This window comes from Glaciecola sp. G7-5, assembly GCF_055808975.1.
Genome location: NZ_CM147892.1, coordinates 828,914 through 846,327 on the forward strand (window position 1 = coordinate 828,914; position 17,414 = coordinate 846,327).

Annotated in this window: 17 protein-coding genes; 9 read left to right on the forward strand and 8 right to left on the reverse strand. The window is 41.8% G+C overall.

Annotation, left to right across the window (positions count from 1 at the left end):
• Nucleotides 1–55: 55 nt before the first annotated feature.
• On the forward strand, nt 56–1,945 hold the full coding sequence (locus AC0L6H_RS03720; RefSeq protein ID WP_473392675.1) for a M1 family metallopeptidase: 1,890 nt from the start codon (nt 56–58) through the stop codon (nt 1,943–1,945).
• A gap of 75 nt (nt 1,946–2,020) precedes the next feature.
• On the opposite strand, the gene AC0L6H_RS03725 is transcribed toward AC0L6H_RS03720, so the two are convergent.
• From AC0L6H_RS03725 to AC0L6H_RS03740, 4 genes are all read right to left on the reverse strand, one after another.
• Nucleotides 2,021–2,764 (reverse strand): fumarate reductase iron-sulfur subunit, encoded by a 744-nt coding sequence (locus AC0L6H_RS03725; protein ID WP_473394459.1) that lies wholly within the window; start codon nt 2,762–2,764, stop codon nt 2,021–2,023.
• 20 nt (nt 2,765–2,784) lie between these two features.
• Nucleotides 2,785–4,776, reverse strand: coding sequence for a fumarate reductase flavoprotein subunit (locus tag AC0L6H_RS03730; protein ID WP_473392676.1), 1,992 nt, complete (start codon nt 4,774–4,776; stop codon nt 2,785–2,787).
• Between the two features lies 1 nt (nt 4,777).
• Nucleotides 4,778–5,530 carry a fumarate reductase cytochrome b subunit gene (locus AC0L6H_RS03735; protein WP_473392678.1) on the reverse strand — a complete coding sequence of 251 codons (753 nt, stop codon included), beginning with the start codon at nt 5,528–5,530 and terminating at the stop codon, nt 4,778–4,780.
• A gap of 237 nt (nt 5,531–5,767) precedes the next feature.
• Nucleotides 5,768–6,265, reverse strand: a complete 498-nt coding sequence (locus AC0L6H_RS03740) for a DUF3016 domain-containing protein (RefSeq protein WP_473392680.1) — start codon at nt 6,263–6,265, stop codon at nt 5,768–5,770.
• A gap of 350 nt (nt 6,266–6,615) precedes the next feature.
• On the opposite strand from AC0L6H_RS03740, the gene AC0L6H_RS03745 reads away from it, so the two are divergent.
• Entirely contained in the window at nt 6,616–8,163 is a 1,548-nt protein-coding gene (locus AC0L6H_RS03745) for an arylsulfatase (protein ID WP_473392681.1), read from the forward strand.
• A 78-nt stretch (nt 8,164–8,241) separates the two neighbouring features.
• Here the strand turns inward: AC0L6H_RS03745 and pntB are convergent, their stop codons facing one another.
• Nucleotides 8,242–9,678 carry a Re/Si-specific NAD(P)(+) transhydrogenase subunit beta gene (pntB, locus tag AC0L6H_RS03750; RefSeq protein ID WP_473392683.1) on the reverse strand — a complete coding sequence of 479 codons (1,437 nt, stop codon included), beginning with the start codon at nt 9,676–9,678 and terminating at the stop codon, nt 8,242–8,244.
• A 12-nt stretch (nt 9,679–9,690) separates the two neighbouring features.
• Nucleotides 9,691–11,265 carry a Re/Si-specific NAD(P)(+) transhydrogenase subunit alpha gene (locus AC0L6H_RS03755; protein ID WP_473392684.1) on the reverse strand — a complete coding sequence of 525 codons (1,575 nt, stop codon included), beginning with the start codon at nt 11,263–11,265 and terminating at the stop codon, nt 9,691–9,693.
• Nucleotides 11,266–11,658: 393 nt separating this feature from the next.
• On the opposite strand from AC0L6H_RS03755, the gene AC0L6H_RS03760 reads away from it, so the two are divergent.
• A complete protein-coding gene (locus AC0L6H_RS03760) occupies nt 11,659–11,922 on the forward strand; it encodes a hypothetical protein (RefSeq protein WP_473392685.1) in 264 nt (87 codons plus the stop codon).
• Between the two features lie 167 nt (nt 11,923–12,089).
• Here the strand turns inward: AC0L6H_RS03760 and AC0L6H_RS03765 are convergent, their stop codons facing one another.
• Nucleotides 12,090–12,416, reverse strand: a complete 327-nt coding sequence (locus AC0L6H_RS03765) for a hypothetical protein (protein WP_473392686.1) — start codon at nt 12,414–12,416, stop codon at nt 12,090–12,092.
• 157 nt (nt 12,417–12,573) lie between these two features.
• Between AC0L6H_RS03765 and AC0L6H_RS03770 the strand changes: the two genes are divergently transcribed.
• From AC0L6H_RS03770 to AC0L6H_RS03780, 3 genes are all read left to right on the forward strand, one after another.
• Entirely contained in the window at nt 12,574–13,095 is a 522-nt protein-coding gene (locus AC0L6H_RS03770; protein WP_473392687.1) for an RNA polymerase sigma factor, read from the forward strand.
• Entirely contained in the window at nt 13,088–13,660 is a 573-nt protein-coding gene (locus AC0L6H_RS03775; protein ID WP_473392688.1) for an RNA-binding protein, read from the forward strand. Before AC0L6H_RS03770 ends, AC0L6H_RS03775 begins: the two co-directional genes overlap by 8 nt.
• Nucleotides 13,661–13,754: 94 nt before the next feature.
• Nucleotides 13,755–14,021, forward strand: coding sequence for a superinfection immunity protein (locus AC0L6H_RS03780; protein WP_473392690.1), 267 nt, complete (start codon nt 13,755–13,757; stop codon nt 14,019–14,021).
• A 24-nt stretch (nt 14,022–14,045) separates the two neighbouring features.
• Here AC0L6H_RS03780 and AC0L6H_RS03785 read toward each other — a convergent pair whose 3' ends face one another.
• Nucleotides 14,046–14,708: a YoaK family protein gene (locus AC0L6H_RS03785; protein ID WP_473392691.1), complete on the reverse strand. Its 663-nt coding sequence runs from the start codon at nt 14,706–14,708 to the stop codon at nt 14,046–14,048.
• A 376-nt stretch (nt 14,709–15,084) separates the two neighbouring features.
• On the opposite strand from AC0L6H_RS03785, the gene AC0L6H_RS03790 reads away from it, so the two are divergent.
• The 3 genes from AC0L6H_RS03790 to AC0L6H_RS03800 all read left to right on the forward strand — a co-directional run bounded on the left by AC0L6H_RS03790 (nt 15,085) and on the right by AC0L6H_RS03800 (nt 17,410).
• A complete protein-coding gene (locus AC0L6H_RS03790) occupies nt 15,085–16,284 on the forward strand; it encodes a hypothetical protein (protein WP_473392693.1) in 1,200 nt (399 codons plus the stop codon).
• Nucleotides 16,284–16,700 (forward strand): hypothetical protein, encoded by a 417-nt coding sequence (locus AC0L6H_RS03795; RefSeq protein ID WP_473392694.1) that lies wholly within the window; start codon nt 16,284–16,286, stop codon nt 16,698–16,700. The genes AC0L6H_RS03790 and AC0L6H_RS03795 overlap by 1 nt, the downstream gene beginning before the upstream one ends.
• A gap of 98 nt (nt 16,701–16,798) precedes the next feature.
• On the forward strand, nt 16,799–17,410 hold the full coding sequence (locus tag AC0L6H_RS03800) for a paraquat-inducible protein A (RefSeq protein ID WP_473392695.1): 612 nt from the start codon (nt 16,799–16,801) through the stop codon (nt 17,408–17,410).
• Nucleotides 17,411–17,414 lie beyond the last annotated feature (4 nt).

A 17,414-nucleotide genomic window follows, 5' to 3' on the forward strand; every position in this document is an offset into this window, starting at 1 on the left:
ATGCGCGCACTCACTACCCATTTATAAATTTTGCTCCACCAATAAGGAATAAAACATGAAGCCTTCAATTTGGCTATATGGTGCTGTTATTGCCACAGCATTGCTCAGCTCGGCTTGCAGTGAACCTCAAAAAAATGAAGTTAAGCAAGCGCCCATCAAGACCGAAAATGCCATCGAGTCTGGTACAGATTACCACTCCTATGGCAATCCAAATATAATTAAGGTTACGCATATCGACCTTGATTTACGCGCTGATTTTGAACAAAAAAGCCTCATAGGCAACGCTGAACTTACTTTTGAACGTGTAGAGGAAGGTGCCACTGAATTAGTCGTAGATACTCGCGACCTAAGTATCAACAAGGTTAGTGTTGATGGTAAAAGTGTAGACTTCTCGCTTAAAGCCGCAGATGAAAACCTAGGCGCCGCGCTACACATTCCGGTAGGCAAAAGTGCAAACAAGGTTTTGATTGAATACCAAACTGCGCCTACGGCATCAGGAGTGCAGTGGTTAAGCCCAGAGCAAACCGCGGGTAAAAAACATCCCTTCTTATTTACCCAAGCCCAGGCAATTCATGCAAGAAGCTTTATTCCACTGCAAGACTCGCCACAAGTGCGTGTAACGTACAATGCGACTATTCGCACACCGAAAGAACTTCTAGCGGTAATGAGTGCAGCCAACGATCCACAAACCGAACGTGATGGTGTTTATGAGTTTACAATGCCACAAGCCATCCCCTCATACTTGATTGCGCTTGCCATTGGCGACCTACATTTTAAAGCAATGGGAGAGCGCACCGGTGTTTACTCCGAACCCTCAGTTCTAGACGCAGCAGCGCTTGAGTTTGAAGACACCGAAAGTATGCTTGAAGTCACAGAACAAACCTACGGTCCATATAGTTGGGACAGATATGACTTGTTAATTTTGCCACCCTCTTTTCCTTTTGGCGGCATGGAAAACCCACGTTTGTCATTTATTACGCCAACGGTTATTGCCGGTGACAAAAGCTTGGTGGCATTAATTGCTCATGAGTTAGCACATAGCTGGTCGGGAAATACAGTCACCAACGCTACCTGGCGTGACCTTTGGTTAAATGAAGGCTTCACGACCTATTTGACTTATCGCATAATGGAAATGATTTACGGCACAGACCGTTACAATATGGAAGCCGTTTTAGGCTACCAAGACTTGCAAGCCGATATCGCTAGTTTGTCTGAAAACGACCAAATTCTTGCTATTGATTTGCGCGGACGTAACCCTGACGATGTATTCTCTAATATCCCCTACGAAAAGGGCGCGCTATTTTTACGCGAGCTAGAGTATAAAGTTGGCCGTGAAAACTTTGACCAATTCTTGCTAGATTATTTTGATGCCTTCGCATTCAAAAGCATTACCACCGATGAGTTTATTACTTACTTAGAAGATACTTTACTAAGCACCTACTCAGATAAGTTAGATCCAAAGCGCATCAACCAATGGATTTTTGAACCCGGCATTCCCGAAGGAGCTCCGGTACCTGAATCTGACGCCTTTACCAAGGTAGATGATGCAAGAACAGCTTGGCTTGCTGGTAATAAACAGGCTTCGGCAATAGAGACAAAAGAATGGACCGTGCATCAGTGGCTGTATTTTTTAAACAATATGCCCAGCGAACTAAGCTCTTCGCAATTGGCTGAACTTGATAGCGCCTTTGCGCTTACGCAAAGCAAGAACAATGAAATTGCTCATAGCTGGTTAATGATTGCAGTGCATAACGAATACAAACCTGCATATGATCGTTTGTATAGCTATCTAACAAGCATTGGGCGTAACAAGTTAGTCAAACCCTTGTACAGGGAGCTTTCTAAAACCCCGCAAGGCAAAGCTTTTGCAAAACGTGCCTTTGAAGAAGCGAAACCGGGCTATCACCCGCTAACAATTAGCGCAAATGAAGGCTATGTAGAATAGAGCATTAAGGGGCTAAATGCGATTTGTGCAGATTAGCCCCTTACTTAGTCGCAGCTGGCCCTCAATTATAGGGCATTATTTAGGTGTTCGCTCAATCGCTACTTTTGCCATTTGGCGACGCATGTAGGCTAATTGTTGCGCTAAAGGTAGGTCTTTTGGACACATGTCTTCACAGGCCAGTAATGTCATGCACCCAAAAACGCCACTGTCATCACCAATTACGCGGTAATAATCTTGTTTACTGCGTTTATCGCGCGGGTCGATTTCGAATCGTGCTAGCTGATTTATGGCAACCGCCCCTACAAAGTCTTCATGCATCTGCGCCGTGGCGCAAGCAGAAATACAACAACCACATTCAATGCATCTTTCTAATTCGTATATGTCTTCCGCTTGTTTTGGTTCCATTTTTTCTTCTAAGGCAGAATAATCTACTTGTTGCTCGTTGTTATGGATCCACGTTTCAAGCTTTTCAGCCATGCCTCTCATCCATTTCCCTGTATTGACAGACAAATCGCCAATAATGTCAAAGCCAGGTAAAGGAGCGAGATTAATTTCATTGGGAAGGTTTTGGGTGAGGGTTCTGCAAGCTAAACTTGGTTTTCCATTAACTAGCATGGCACAACTGCCGCAAATTCCAGCTCGGCATACAAAATCAAATTGTAAACTTGGGTCTTGCTCTTTTCTGATCTCGTTTAAAGCAATGAAGAGGGTCATTGAATCGGCTTCTTCTAATTCAAAAGTTTGCACAAAAGCTTTGTTGTTAGGTTCGCAGGGATTAAATCGGAGCACCTTTATCGTTAGCGTCCTTTCATGCTTAATTTCTTTTACTGGTATTTGATTCATGCTAGATCCTCGTCTAGACGAGCGTTGTCACCTTGAAATGCGTCGGGAAGTAAATGCTTATAAGGCATTAAATGGGATTGCACACTCTTCGTACTATGCTCATGTTGCTTGAGTTGTTCAATGGCTTTTTTCCTTGCTGCTGTGTCGGGATGCTCAATACGGTCTTTACCGCCATATCCTCGCCAATCGGGTGCTAATTCCATTTTATTCACATCCAGAGCTTCGTAACTTAAGGTCGGTAATGTTGAATTTTCATTTTCCCAAGTCGCCAATGTACGGCACAACCAATCTTTGTCGTTTCTTAGTGGAAAATCTTCGCGAAAATGAGCGCCTCGACTTTCTTCCCGGCGCAAGGCACCTAAAGTTGTGCACAAAGAAAGTTTAAGCATTTTTTGTACTCTATACGCGAGGATTAATTCAGGATTTGTGCCTTTGGCCTTGCTACTTACTTTAATGTTTGCGGCTCTTTGATGCAGTTTTTGCAAGGCATCTAAAGCCCCTTGCAGGGCATCTGCACTCCTAAAAATACCCACCTTTTCAGACATAATGCTTTGCATTTCATCTAGTATCGTTTGTGCATTTTCAGCTTGTTGGTTTTTATCGCTCAAGGGCGTGAAAAATGTATCTAATTGTTGTTTCTGCCTGCTTAGTGCGTCATTTAATAGCGCCGTACTTATTTGAATGTTCGATTCAGGCTTTGCTAAATATTCGCCAATAAATTCACCCACTATCATGCCAGCTACAACAGTTTCTGCCACAGAATTACCACCTAAGCGATTAAAGCCATGTATGTCCCAGCAAGCCGCTTCGCCTGCAGCAAAAAGCCCTTTTAGGGTTGGTGACTGGCCTTGATAATCTGTTCTTATGCCGCCCATTGAATAGTGTTGTGCCGGACGCACAGGAATAAGATCTTTTACTGGGTCAATACCCAAAAAATACTGACAGATTTCTTTTACTTCACGTAAATTTGTATCTATATGCTGTTTTCCTAAAAGCCTTATATCTAGCCATAAATGTTCGCCAAACCGAGACTTGACGCCAAAACCCTTTTGAATATGTGTTTCCATATGACGTGCGACGACATCTCTTGAAGCCAATTCCTTTTTATTTGGCTCATAGTCGGGCATAAATCGATGCAGATCTTTGTCAAGCAACAAGCCGCCATCGCCACGACAACCCTCTGTCACCAATATTCCTGCTGGAAAAATAGCCGTAGGATGAAATTGTATTGCTTCCATATTTCCTAATTGGGCGATTCCCGTTTCAAGCGCAATAGCAGTACCAATTCCTTCGTTTATAACGGCGTTAGTCGTGTTCTTATAGATACGACCAAATCCGCCGGAGGCAATGCAGGTAGCCTTTGCGACATAACAAATTAGCTCACCGCTAATTAAGCATCTAACTATTGCGCCGTAACATTTATTGTCATGATGCAGTAATGACAATGCTTCTGTGCGCTCATGTACTGAAATTTTTTCTGCAATCGCTTGATTGCTGACGTTGTAAAGCATTGAATGACCGGTGCCATCAGATACATAACAAGTGCGCCATTTTTGCGTGCCACCAAAGTTTCGGCTGGTGATTAGGCCATGGGCAGTGTCTCTTTCTTGGATGTCGACGTTTTGACCATCAATGACACTTTGATGCTTGCCACGTTGAACACGATTCCAAGGCACTCCCCATGCAGCAAGTTCACGTACCGCTTTGGGCGCAGTATCAACAAACATGCGCGCTACTTCTTGATCTGCCCCCCAATCGCTACCTCGAATGGTATCTATGAAATGGATATCTTCATTGTCGCCCATGCCCTTTAGACTATTTGCTAGCGCGGCTTGCATACCGCCTTGAGCTGCTGCCGAGTGAGACCGTTTTGGAGGGACTAAACTTAACACCGTCACATCAAAACCTTGTCTTTTAATGCCTATCGCTGTTCTTAATCCTGCTAAACCACCGCCAATGACTAATGCGTCTGTATAAATGGTTTTCATATCAGTTGCCTTTTTCTTTCAGTGGGGCCAAAAGGTAAGTGGGTGTATATCGCTCGCCTGCCTTATCGGCATGCTCAATACCAATTTTCATGTAGGCAGCAAGGGTCATTAAGCCCAATAGAATAAAGAAAAAGGTAAGCGCCCATTTTAGTTTTTTCAGGCGCTTGCGTCCTTGTTTTGGATTTTTACCCAAAAACCAGCCCCATTTGACTGCTAGTCTATATACGCCTATTCCTCCATGTAACTCCACTGCAAATAGTAGTACGAGATAAAGGGGCCAAACTCGTCCTGTCCAAATTCGGTCTGAAGAAGCATAAGGCCCTATATCCGAGGGATGCATCATCAATTGATACAAATGCACTAATACTAGAAAAAACAATACAAATCCGGTGATGACTTGAATCCACCAGAGCCACGTGTCTGGATGCCTGATATCTTTGCGATGTTTCTTGAAAATTTTATACTGCTTGTAATCAGCTGGAAATTTGCGCATGGCCAAAAAAGCATGCACAACAACAATAGTAAAAATAAATAAGGCGAAACCCGATACTAGCATCGGGTAGGGCTTACCAAAAATAGGCTCGCCTTCGAACATGCGAGATACAAAATACATCGCATCTTTGCCAAGCAAAATACTCGACACCATGAACATATGCATCCACATGAATAAGACTAATATAAGCCCCGTAATTCCTTGTGTCATATCCCACACAGCGGGCCAGCGATTAATTGAATTTGATTGCGAGACGTCCATGCTTTTCCTTTTTAATTGCGCAAATATACTGAGTAAATATTCTGCTCATTTTCTAAGATACCCGCACTTGCATGCTTTTGTCTTTTTTATAGCCAATATGCATGCACAAAGCTAGTGTAATAGAGCAAACATTGCTCTAGATCATAAAAAAACTGGCGTAGTTAGCAACGGCAATCAAACTATTTGATATTGGGCAATGCAAGCGGACGAATGTCCGCTTATGGAGGCGACTAACAATTACATCTTATCTACAAAGTGATCCGAAAAACTATCTTTAAACCAATTTTCGATTAGCGTTTTTTCAAAGCTAAAAGCTTCATTTTCATAACGCAGCGACACGTTGTGCATAAAAGAAGCGTCACGAATATTCTCTTCACCTTGCTGAATTACATTGCCTTTAGCGTCAAGTAATTTATAGCTAAACTCTATTCTAGGTGGGTACATATTTCGAATAATACGCACTTTTCCAGAATGGGTTTCACCCGCTAAATCCAAATCAGTAACGTCTAGTTCTAAAACATAGCCGTCTGGCAATCTTTTTGCCAACCGGTCTAATACTTTTTCAATGTTGTAAAAAGCGTTCTCTTGTGTGTCTCTCATACCGTCAAAAGAATCTTTTACATCAAAATACTTATCTGGATTGGTCCACGTAACTTCAACTTTCGCCGATGCTGATGCCTGAAAACTCGCTATTAGAGCCAAAGATAGCACTAACATTTGCTTAATCATTTTCATTATTTATCTCCTTTTAGATATTCATCTAGTAAGGCACAAATTACCAAACGCTTGTGCAACAGCGCTGATTCAAGCTACTTCTGTAAAAAAATGAATCATGTTTATATACGTTTAGACGTCACATACTATTATAGTTCAACAAAACATTACATGATGCAACAATGCTATTAAGCGAGCAATAACTGATTTAACGCTTGAAGTAACATCTTATTTTACTGATAATCAGCCTAAAGCTCTTAATGTTTAATTAATTATAAAAATACCTAAAAGACGAGGTAGCATAAAAAAATACTCGTCTTAACTAAAAATAACTCAAGCAAAGACGCTTGCGCGGCGGAGGCGACATATAGATGAATCAACAACATTCACGAAAAACGAAAAGGAACAACATTAGGCTACTCTTGAGCTTGTTAGCGATAATTAGTTTATCTATTTTCATGAACCTTAATATGGCCCATGCAGTAAAGCATCACAATGACAAAACAGCCAAAATGCTCAAAGGAAGCAAGCCCAATATCATTCTAGTAATGACTGATGATCAAGGAATGGGCGATATGTCGTACACCGGCAATAAAGTCGTGAAAACACCCAACATCGATCAATTTGCAAAACAATCGCTGCGTTTTACTGATTTTCAAGTGAGTCCTACTTGCGCTCCAACAAGAGCCGCTATAATGAGTGGTCGCCCACCATTTAAAGCGGGTGTAACGCACACAATTATGCAGCGCGAACGTATGGCGCAAGACATCTTTACCATGCCCCAAGCACTACAAAGTGCGGGATATGCTACGGGTCTTTTTGGAAAGTGGCATTTAGGTGACGAAGAAGAGTATTTACCTCAAAATCGCGGCTTTGATGAAGTATTAATGCATGGCGGAGGCGGCATCGGGCAATATAAATATGGCGATTTTGAAGCGAATCAAAACAATCTCTATTTTGATAATGTCTTGTTGCATAACGACACCATTGTGCAAACCAAAGGTTATTGTACAGATGTCTTTTTTGATGCCGGATTAGCATGGATTAAAAAACAACATCAAAGTAAAAAGCCCTACTTTGCCTATATTTCTTTAAATGCGCCACACGCTCCTCTGGTTGCCCCTGAGAAATACACCAAGCGCTTTATTGAAATGGGTTATGACAAAGGCACTGCAGGCCGCTATGGCATGGTTGAAAACATTGACGATAACTTTGCGCGCCTATTGGAACATTTAGAACAATGGGGCGCACTCGACAACACCCTTATTATTTTTATGACTGATAATGGCGGTACACACCTAAAAGGTGAGTTAAATGGGAAAAAGGTTGTCCATTTTAACGCTGGTTTGAAAGGGGCTAAAAACTCACCTCACGAAGGCGGCACACACGTACCTGCTTTTTGGCAATGGAAAGGCGTATTAGAAAAAGACGTCTCTGTTGACAAGCTCACCGCTCACATCGACTTGTATAAAACCTTTAATGATTTGGCTGGAGTTACCTTGCCTCAAGAAATGCAAGAACTGGATGGGCGCTCACTTTTACCCTTACTTGAAGACCCTCAATCTGCATGGGACGACCGAAAACTATTCGTTCATATAGGGCGTTGGAAAGCTGGCGAGAGAGAAAAAGCTAAATTTGGGCGCTATGCTGTGCGCACTGAACAATGGCGTTTTGTTAACGATAAAGAGCTGTACGATATTAATAAAGACCCATCACAAACAAACAATATTGCAGATGAACACCCACAAGTCGTTAAAACCCTGCGCGCAGCGTACGATGATTGGTGGCAATCTGCGCTTCCCTTAATGGTTAACGAAGGCCTACCTGTCGTTAAACCTGAAGAACAACCGTTTACTATTCGCTATAAAAAACAGTTAGAGGAAAAAGGTATTCCTGAGTGGTCGGTGGACAAATTTTAAAGGCTTAACTAAGCTTAGAAAGGTATATTTTATGAACAGTAAGGGCCGCTCATAGATATGAGCGGCCCTTACTGTTTATTACGCATCCAACTGTGATAACAGTTTGTTTATACTGTCTTTGGCATCGCCATAGTACATGCGCGTATTCTCTTTGTAGAATAATGGATTCTCGATACCAGAATACCCTGTACCTTGGCCTCTTTTCGACACAAATACCTGCTTTGCTTTCCACACCTCAAGTACAGGCATGCCGGCAATCGGAGAATTAGGATCTTCCTGAGCCGCCGGGTTAACAATATCGTTTGACCCAATAACAATGACCACATCTGTTTGTGCAAAATCGTCATTGATCTCGTCCATTTCCAAAACAATATCATAGGGCACTTTAGCCTCTGCTAACAATACGTTCATGTGCCCAGGTAAGCGACCGGCTACTGGGTGAATAGCAAAGCGTACCTCTTTACCTTTCGCGCGCAGGCGTTTTGTTAGCTCACTTACCGCTTGTTGGGCTTGAGCAACCGCCATACCGTAACCTGGCACGATGACTACGCTGTCAGCTTCATTAAGTGCACTGGCGACGCCATCAGTATCTATTGCTATTTGTTCACCTTCTACTTCCATAGCAGGGCCTTGAGTGTTGCCAAAACCACCTAGGATAACTGACACGAATGAGCGATTCATCGCTTTACACATGATATAAGAAAGAATAGCACCCGACGAACCCACCAGCGCGCCAACAACGATTAGCAGGTCATTGCCTAGAGAGAACCCTATTGCAGCGGCAGCCCAGCCTGAGTAACTATTAAGCATTGATACAACAACCGGCATATCAGCGCCACCGATACCCATGATCAAATGATAACCAATGAAAAACGCTAACAATGTCACAATAATAAGCTGCCAAATATCTGCGCTATTTACAAAGCTAACTAGCATTATGAAACTGATAATTGCCGCACCGGCATTAAGATAATGCCCACCTGGAAGCTTTTCAGCTTTTGAACTCAATTTGCCAGCAAGTTTAGCAAAAGCGACAATAGACCCTGTAAACGTTATAGCGCCAATGAATATGCCTAAAAAGACTTCTACTTTTAATATGCTTTGCTCAATCTCTGATTTTTTCGCTAATAATGCGGCAAAACCTTCAAGGCTTCGTTGTTCATAGCCGCTCATGGCTAGCACACGTTCTAGCTCTATAAACGCATTAAAACCAATAAATACCGCTGCCAAACCAACTAATGAATGCATCGCAGCGACAAGCTGAGGCATTTCTGTCATTTGTACTTTTTTAGCTACGTAAAAGCCAATGATTCCACCGGCAATAATAAGCACTAACGACAAACCCCAAAGTCCGGCGCCTGGGCCAATAAGCGTTGCAAGCACGGCTATTGTCATACCGGCAATACCATACCAAACGGCACGCTTTGCGCTTTCTTGTCCTGATAAACCGCCCAACGATAGAATGAATAATATCGCGGCCGCTACGTATGCTGCTGTTGTTAAACCATAATCCATTTCCAATACTCCTTAAGACTTTTGAAACATGGCAAGCATGCGACGTGTGACCAAAAAGCCACCAAATATATTAATGCCGGCCATGAAAATAGCTACACCGGCCAGTACAATAACCAGCCATGAACCAGAGCCTACTTGCATCAACGCACCTAATATAACTATTGAAGAAATAGCATTTGTGACTGCCATTAATGGTGTATGTAACGAGTGGCTAACATTCCAAATGACTTGGAATCCAATAAATATGGCCAATACAAACACGATAAAGTGTTGCATAAAACTCGCTGGTGCAACGCTGCCAACAGCCAGTAAAAGTAGGGTGCCAATGCTTAGTAAGGTCACTTGGTTTCGCGTTGCTTGCTTAAAGTCAGCCACTTCTTTGGCTTTAATTTCTTCTGGCGTAGGCTCTTTAACCTCAGTTTTTTTCTGTGCGGCAATAGCTTTTATTTTTGGAGGCGGAGGTGGGAAGGTAATTTCGCCTTTAAAGGTTACGGTTGCCCCCCTTATTACATCGTCTTCCATATTATGTTCTAGCTTGCCGTCTTTGGCGGGCGTCAAATCGGTCAGCATGTGCCTGATATTGGTAGCATACAAGCTACTTGACTGCGACGCCATTCGCGAAGGAAAGTCCGTATAGCCTATAATCGTTACGCCGTTATCAGTTACGACTTTTTCGTCCATGACTGTGCCTTCAACATTGCCACCGCGCTCTGCAGCTAAGTCAATGATGACCGAGCCGGTTTTCATGGCCGCAACCATATCTTCTAGCCATAGCTTTGGCGCTTCACGATTAGGAATTAAGGCCGTTGTGATAACAATATCGATATCAGGGGCTAATTCTCTAAATTTACTAAGTTGCGCTTCTCGAAATTCGGGGGATGACACGCTAGCGTAGCCACCACTTTCAGCACCATCTTTTTGTTCTTCTTTAAAATCTAAATAGACAAACTCTGCGCCCATACTTTCAACTTGTTCGGCTACTTCTGGGCGAACATCAAAGGCATATGTGATTGCGCCAAGTGAGGTAGAGGCACCGATGGCGGCCAAGCCAGCAACACCAGCCCCAACCACTAATACCTTTGCAGGCGGTACTTTACCCGCTGCGGTAATTTGGCCGGTAAAAAAGCGGCCAAAATTATTTCCCGCTTCAATAACGGCTCGGTAGCCCGCAATGTTAGCCATTGAGCTTAAGGCATCCATCTTTTGAGCGCGCGAAATACGAGGAACCATTTCCATCGCAATTACAGCGGTGCCAGCGGTTTTCGCGGCTTCCATTCCGGCCTCGTTAGAGCCGGGGTTAAAAAAGCTAATTAAGGTTTTTTCATCACTAAAATGACTGAGCTCTCGGGTAGATGGTTCTCTAACCTTGGCAATCACGTCGGCTTGACTCCAAAGCGCCTTAGCGGTTTTTACGATTTCAACGCCAGCCTCTTTGTACATCGCGTCTGAAAATCCAGCCAGTTGGCCTGCTCCAGTCTGAATTATGCAAGTGTGTCCTAGCTTTTGAATGTGACTAGCTGACTCTGGCGTCATCGCGACTCTGGATTCGCCTTTGTCAGTTTCTTTAGGTGTACCGATTACAGCCATTGTAATTTTCCTTTGCTAAATATGTATGAACGCGTCTAACTTTTTAATATTATTCACTCAGTTGTAACATATATTACACGTTAAGCCCCAAATTAAAAACATCATAAAAGGAATATCTAATTCAATTTGGTTAGTTTTGAGCGAAATTGAACTAACTTGAGCAATTAGAGTTGGTTAGTTATGTAAAGTGCAAAAAATTGGTAAATCGGACTAACTTTTCGTTAAAATAAGCATCAATCGTACATTATCATCACATATACTGCTGATTTATATGGAGTTTATATTTGGTGTATATTTTGCAGTATGCTCTTTTTATTGATTAATAAAATATCAATACGTTATTTGCCAATTAACCTGGATGCAAACTCCACACAACAATAAAGAGACTACAATATGATTAATCTTTGGTTTTTCCTTACCGTCAGCACGATTTTTGTCACTGCCTTTTTAGTGACTATTGCAATTGTAGGCAACAAACGCAAAATGAAAGAATTAGAAGTAGAGGCGTTAAAAGTTAAGAATGCTAATATTAAAGCAGAAGTAGAAGACGCTGTTGCCAGACAACTGAAAGATCAGACCAATAGGATAGAAATATTAGAAGCGATTGTCACTGATAAGCAATATCAGTTAAATGAAAAAATTACTAACCTCCGATAAGGCGCTCTTAATGTTAGGATAAAAGCGCTTGGAGCTATGGTTACAACAAAGCAATAGCTGCTATTGTCTAAACCCCAAGCGCTAAAGATGAGCAACGGCGAAAGAAGCCTATTCGTAAAAAAATAGCGTTATTTGGTCGCCTTAAATCAAACGTAAACTACAATTAGCTAGAGCTTGCGAAATTCTTGTTTTAGTTCATATGCAGGTTCGGTGACAATTTTTTCCAATACTTGGACCCGTTCCTTTAAGCCTTCAACTTGCATTTGAAGTTGCTCGACATTGCTTTTTTCATTGCATGACGCGTTGTGACCAAAAGCTTCTTTAGTGTAACCATCATCATCGTATTCGCTCATGTGACCAGGTACAAAAGGATTGCTAACATCACCATTAACCCATTTGACAAAGCTGAACCGATATTTAGCATCTAAGTAATTGAAAACTAACCATAGTGCTGCAATAGAACTTACTACGAGTATTATTTTATAATCAATCATGTTTTTTCCTTTTTAATTAGCAAATCAATACAATTGTTTTCTACAGTCATATAAATTTTTTATTTATTACAAAGAATTTTATTTTTATGTAATAAAAACGGCAGACGCTAGACTAGTAGTGTGTATTAATAAAAAGAAGAAGCCTACTTTACATAATATGACAGCCCAAACGCCTTCATTTGAGAAAATCATTAAACAGCACGCAAGCCTACTGTCGCGTGTTGCTTGCACCTACGAAGCTAACGTCAGTATTCAGCAAGAGCTTTTTCAAGATATTTGCGTGGCTGTTTGGCAATCTCTTCGTTCGTATAAAGGTGATGCCAATATAAAAACCTATATTCTTAAAGTGGCTCACAATCGCGGTGTTACGCACGTCAGCAAAGAGGTTAAGCAGTTTAAAAGCCATGTCCAAGAAGACGCCGCTACACTCGCCGACAGTACCTTAGTACACACAAATACAACAAGCCCTGAGGCAACGCTTATTCGTACGCAAAAACTCGACAACTTACTGGCTGCCATCCGAAACTTAAATCTACCAGCTCGACAAGTTATCTCACTTTCATTGGAAGGGTTTAGTTATGAAGAAATTGCCGAAGTATGCGGGATTTCAAGCAATAACGTGGGCGTCATGATCAAGCGTATAAAAGATAATCTACGGAGTGTAATTACTAATGAGTAATCAGCATATTGAAGATCCACTCGAACAAATTTGGCAAACGCAAACTGTACACAATCTCGATATGAGTGAGATTGAAAAACAAGCCAAATCACAGCGCACTAAACAGCGATTTTATATTGCTTTAGATGTATTGAGTTTGAGTCCTTTTGCCTTGTTATTTTTAATAGACACAAAACTCTCGTTCGCGCTTTACGTTTTTTTAGCCTGTATTTTTGTATCCAGCGCCATAATGGTTGCTTATTTTGTAAAGCTTAGATGGCTTGCAGCCTTTGGCACAATTACTGATCTTAATGATTTTACCCATACACTTATTAAGCAATATAAAAACAATGCACTTATTGCAAAGATAAATAAACACGTAGGGTGGTTGTCTATCATCATGTGCCTATGCATTTCGTTTATTTTACAACTTACGCAAAACAAAGAGCTTAAAGAGGCAATTTCCACAACAAGCGCGGTACTTGCTCTTGCCCTCGCTTTTGGTATTCCATGGTGCATTTGGGCGCACAAGCGTCAAAAACGTTTTGAAACGCAAGCATCAAAGCTAGAGGCAATGATAGAGTAAAATAATCTACTTTTTTATATACAGATTGATGTAATAAAGTGAAGCACATCGAGACTAGTAAATATAACAAAATCACATTAAGGTATATTTATTTATGGAAACGTTAAATCAGTTTTTTGCTTCATTCGAAAATCTTTCTGTCTCAGCCATGCTACTTATTTTTTTGGCTGTTGCCATCGTTTGGTTCCTGCCAGCAATGATTGCTGCTGTATTAAACCCAGCCCACGCAAAATACATTGCAGTTGCCTGCATACCCGCAGGATTCTCGATTATTGCGTGGTCGGGTTTAATGCTATGGGCGTGCACAGGTAAAGTGTTTGATAAGTACAAAGACAAAGTATCTGCGTCTAATACTCAATGAGCTGTAGATTTAGCAAGAAATAGGCTAAGCAATGCGCCCAACAAGGTAAAAGCGATACAGCAAAGCCAACACAACGCAAATACCGGCCGGCGCGAGTAAGGCGCCAAAACTAAAGACCGAAAAGGCATATGCACCAAAAGTTCCACCGGCAATAAAGCCGAGAATAATCAAGACAAATAACAAGCCTTTGCGCCTATCAAAGGCTTCTCCACGCAAAACAGCACCAAGCATTAACCCTAAATCAGTGAAAATCCCAGTTAAATGGGTGGTACGAATGATAGCGCCACTATAAGTAGTTGCCATGGCATTTTGAATACCGCAAGCAATAGATGCAGTGTAATGCCCGTAAAAAGACCCTTCTGATAATAGGTACCAAGATAAGAATATTAGGAAAGCTTCAAGCAATAGAACGGTGTCATAGTGTTTTCCCAACTGTAAAGTGCTGCCGTGTAACACCATACCGGTTAACGCAGCACCTACAAAAAAAGACACCAATATTGCTGTTAAATGGAGCACCATAGAAGGAGGGGCTTGCAAAACGCTAGCGCCGAGTAGGGTTGCCGTGCCCGATAAATGAGAAATAGATTGGTGTTCAAAACCAAGTAGGCCTACGACATTGATAGTACCTGCCACAAAAGCTAAAACAAAGGCCCCATATTCAATCCATCTTGGTAACTGTGAAAGCAAACCTTATCCTTATTTAAATCGATTGATTAGCTTAGTGAAATGCTAATCGAGAATATCAAATAATACGCTGGGAATAGTAAGTTTGGCTAAGAATTACCTCATTCTTTAGTAGTATAAAGATCTTATCCTAATATAAGTGACATTTTGACCGATACCTCTACGCAAGATGAAGCATTGTTGCAAGGCAGCAATAGCCCTTAATGAATGAGTTACTACGAAATATCGTAAAGATTCACATAAGCTCTGCGTTCGTCCACAGGCAACCTTGTATGAGAACACATACCTAAACAAAGCATATTTGTAGCATATTTAAGGAACTTTTTATTTGACGCTTATTAGCATCCACAAGTTAGGAAGATAATCAGGTACAATGACCATGTATTTCAGACACCTTATACTATTTACGTTGATGAGCGTCATCACTTGCTCAAGTATAGCGTCATCGGACATATCCGATCGCGTTGAACTTAGCGGTTTCGCCCGTGTAATAGGAGGCTATTTAGATGAAGAGTCAGCAAAATATCAGGGTTACTCAGACGCAATCAGTCTTTCCCAACAATCGCTTTTCGCTCTGCAAGGTGACGTAAATTTTACCGACAACTTAAGTTTATCGACCCAGCTCCTAGCTCATAGTGGCGAAAAGAGAGAGTCAGGAGTAGCGTGGTTATACTTGGCTTATGAACCCAGCCAAAATTGGCAATTCAAACTAGGTAAATTACGCACACCGTTTTTTCGTTATAATGACGTTATTGACGTTGGCTTTGCTTATCCATGGATAACACCCCCAGTGCAGGTATACAGTGGTTTCTTGTTCACCAACTACGAAGGGGTTAGCGGCACCTATAAAACAAATTTATCGTCCTTTAGTGTAGAGCTCGAAGCTTACTACGGAAGTTACAATGGAGACTTCCCCGTTGAAGATATAAATATAGGTGTAGATGTAAGTAAAATAAAAGGCATGGTGTTGAGCGCGCGCAATGGCAATCTAAGCATGCGTACCGCAATTATCCATTCATCAGACTTTTATGCGGACGTGCCAGGTATTGACGAGTTTGCTGATGCTCTTGAGTTGGCGGGCTTTGCAGAGAATGCAAGTTCACTGCGTTTCGACGGCTCGGCAACAGGCTATCAAGCCAGCATAAACTACGACACTCTTGATTATTTCGCAGCTGCCGAGTGGACTAAAATTGACTCTGAACTCTTGTTAGTACCTACAATAGAATCATATTACGCAACATTCGGATATAACTTTAATCCATTCCAAGCGCACATTACCTTCGCATCTTCAAAAAACTCAAGACCAATTCCAGAAAACCTTATTCCAAAAGGAGTAGCGCCACAACTCGACCAGCTTTCCTATGGTTATGATGCGATTATCTACGGTATTCAAAAATACCCACTAGACTCAATCAGCATCGGTGTACGCTGGGATTTTCGTCACAACATGGCAGCAAAAGCAGAAGTCACCTTCTTAAATGGCGATGCTAATGAATCATCGTTTTTTAGCGAGTTTAGCGACCCAAGTTTTGACCGCAAAGCCACACTATATCAAGTTGGATTGGAGTGGTTCTTCTAATGTGGTGCAAAGTAACGCTAGGCCTCATCCTTTTAGCAATGATGTCATTTAGTAGCATAGCATCAGGCTTAATCGTGGTAGCCAATACTGATGATACGAGTATATTGGTCGAAAAACGCGAAGTCCGAGATATATTTATGGGTAACAATTCTCCCTATAAATTAACGCCGGTCGTGCTTACGCCAAATAATGACACCCGCTCTGTTTTTAATACAAAAATAGTGGGACTTACTGAGTCTCGTATTCAGTCATATTGGGCACAAATGCGATTCAGTGGTCGTAAAAAGCCACCACAAGAATTTGACTCCGTGGAGTCCGTACTTGCCTATGTTGCCAGTAAGAAAGGCGCGGTGACTTATTTACCGGCGAAAACAAAAGTTCCCGAGGGGCTAACCATCATTTATCAAACGGATTGATTAATCGATAGTGTAGAGACAGACATTTCTTTTTGTTAAGCGGGCAAGTCTCGGCTATGATAACAGCCGTGATTCCACTACCTAATAGGGAGATTTAGGTGCAGCCCAATTCTCAGATCGCGTGTCATGATTGTGATTTATTGATTACCGTACCGCCCATGGAAGAAAATCAATCGTTGATTTGCCCTAGATGTAAGAGTAAACAATTTACTAAATACAAGCTGCCCCTCGATTACTGCTTGTCATTTGCGATGTCAGCCTTGATGCTATTGATTATGGCAAATAGCTTTCCATTTTTGTCTTTTGATGCTCAAGGGCATATTCGCACGATTACTTTACTGCAAGCCTCTAATGACCTGTACGCGCAAGGCTTCATATTATTAGCGCTCATGGTTTATGCATTTGTGCTCTTACTTCCCATGCTTTACCTCATTCTGCTTTTAGCATTACTTATCCCGATAAGGCTTGGTTTAAAGCCGGTGTTAAAAGTAACGATAGGTCGCCTTTTAGGTCTTTTCCGGCCGTGGATTATGGCAGAGGTTTTTATTGTGGGCGTATTAATCGCGCTAATAAAAGTAATAGAATTGGCGGATATCATTGTTGGCTTTTCATTTTGGGCCTATGTTGGTTTTGCAGTATTATTCACCCTAACTGCAAACGTATCAAATAGACATCAACTATGGGACTGGATTGACCATGCAAAACGCTAAGCGT

What these genes read in the sequence shown, in the direction of transcription:
- AC0L6H_RS03770 (WP_473392687.1), top strand. Translation starts at nt 12,574, where the DNA reads ATGACAGCCCAAACGCCTTCATTTGAGAAAATCATTAAACAGCACGCA.
- AC0L6H_RS03740 (WP_473392680.1), bottom strand. Translation starts at nt 6,265, where the DNA reads ATGAAAATGATTAAGCAAATGTTAGTGCTATCTTTGGCTCTAATAGCG.
- AC0L6H_RS03765 (WP_473392686.1), bottom strand. Translation starts at nt 12,416, where the DNA reads ATGATTGATTATAAAATAATACTCGTAGTAAGTTCTATTGCAGCACTA.
- AC0L6H_RS03755 (WP_473392684.1), bottom strand. Translation starts at nt 11,265, where the DNA reads ATGGCTGTAATCGGTACACCTAAAGAAACTGACAAAGGCGAATCCAGA.
- AC0L6H_RS03745 (WP_473392681.1), top strand. Translation starts at nt 6,616, where the DNA reads ATGAATCAACAACATTCACGAAAAACGAAAAGGAACAACATTAGGCTA.
- AC0L6H_RS03790 (WP_473392693.1), top strand. Translation starts at nt 15,085, where the DNA reads ATGTATTTCAGACACCTTATACTATTTACGTTGATGAGCGTCATCACT.
- AC0L6H_RS03760 (WP_473392685.1), top strand. Translation starts at nt 11,659, where the DNA reads ATGATTAATCTTTGGTTTTTCCTTACCGTCAGCACGATTTTTGTCACT.
- AC0L6H_RS03795 (WP_473392694.1), top strand. Translation starts at nt 16,284, where the DNA reads ATGTGGTGCAAAGTAACGCTAGGCCTCATCCTTTTAGCAATGATGTCA.
- AC0L6H_RS03735 (WP_473392678.1), bottom strand. Translation starts at nt 5,530, where the DNA reads ATGGACGTCTCGCAATCAAATTCAATTAATCGCTGGCCCGCTGTGTGG.
- AC0L6H_RS03730 (WP_473392676.1), bottom strand. Translation starts at nt 4,776, where the DNA reads ATGAAAACCATTTATACAGACGCATTAGTCATTGGCGGTGGTTTAGCA.
- AC0L6H_RS03720 (WP_473392675.1), top strand. Translation starts at nt 56, where the DNA reads ATGAAGCCTTCAATTTGGCTATATGGTGCTGTTATTGCCACAGCATTG.
- AC0L6H_RS03775 (WP_473392688.1), top strand. Translation starts at nt 13,088, where the DNA reads ATGAGTAATCAGCATATTGAAGATCCACTCGAACAAATTTGGCAAACG.
- AC0L6H_RS03780 (WP_473392690.1), top strand. Translation starts at nt 13,755, where the DNA reads ATGGAAACGTTAAATCAGTTTTTTGCTTCATTCGAAAATCTTTCTGTC.
- pntB (WP_473392683.1), bottom strand. Translation starts at nt 9,678, where the DNA reads ATGGATTATGGTTTAACAACAGCAGCATACGTAGCGGCCGCGATATTA.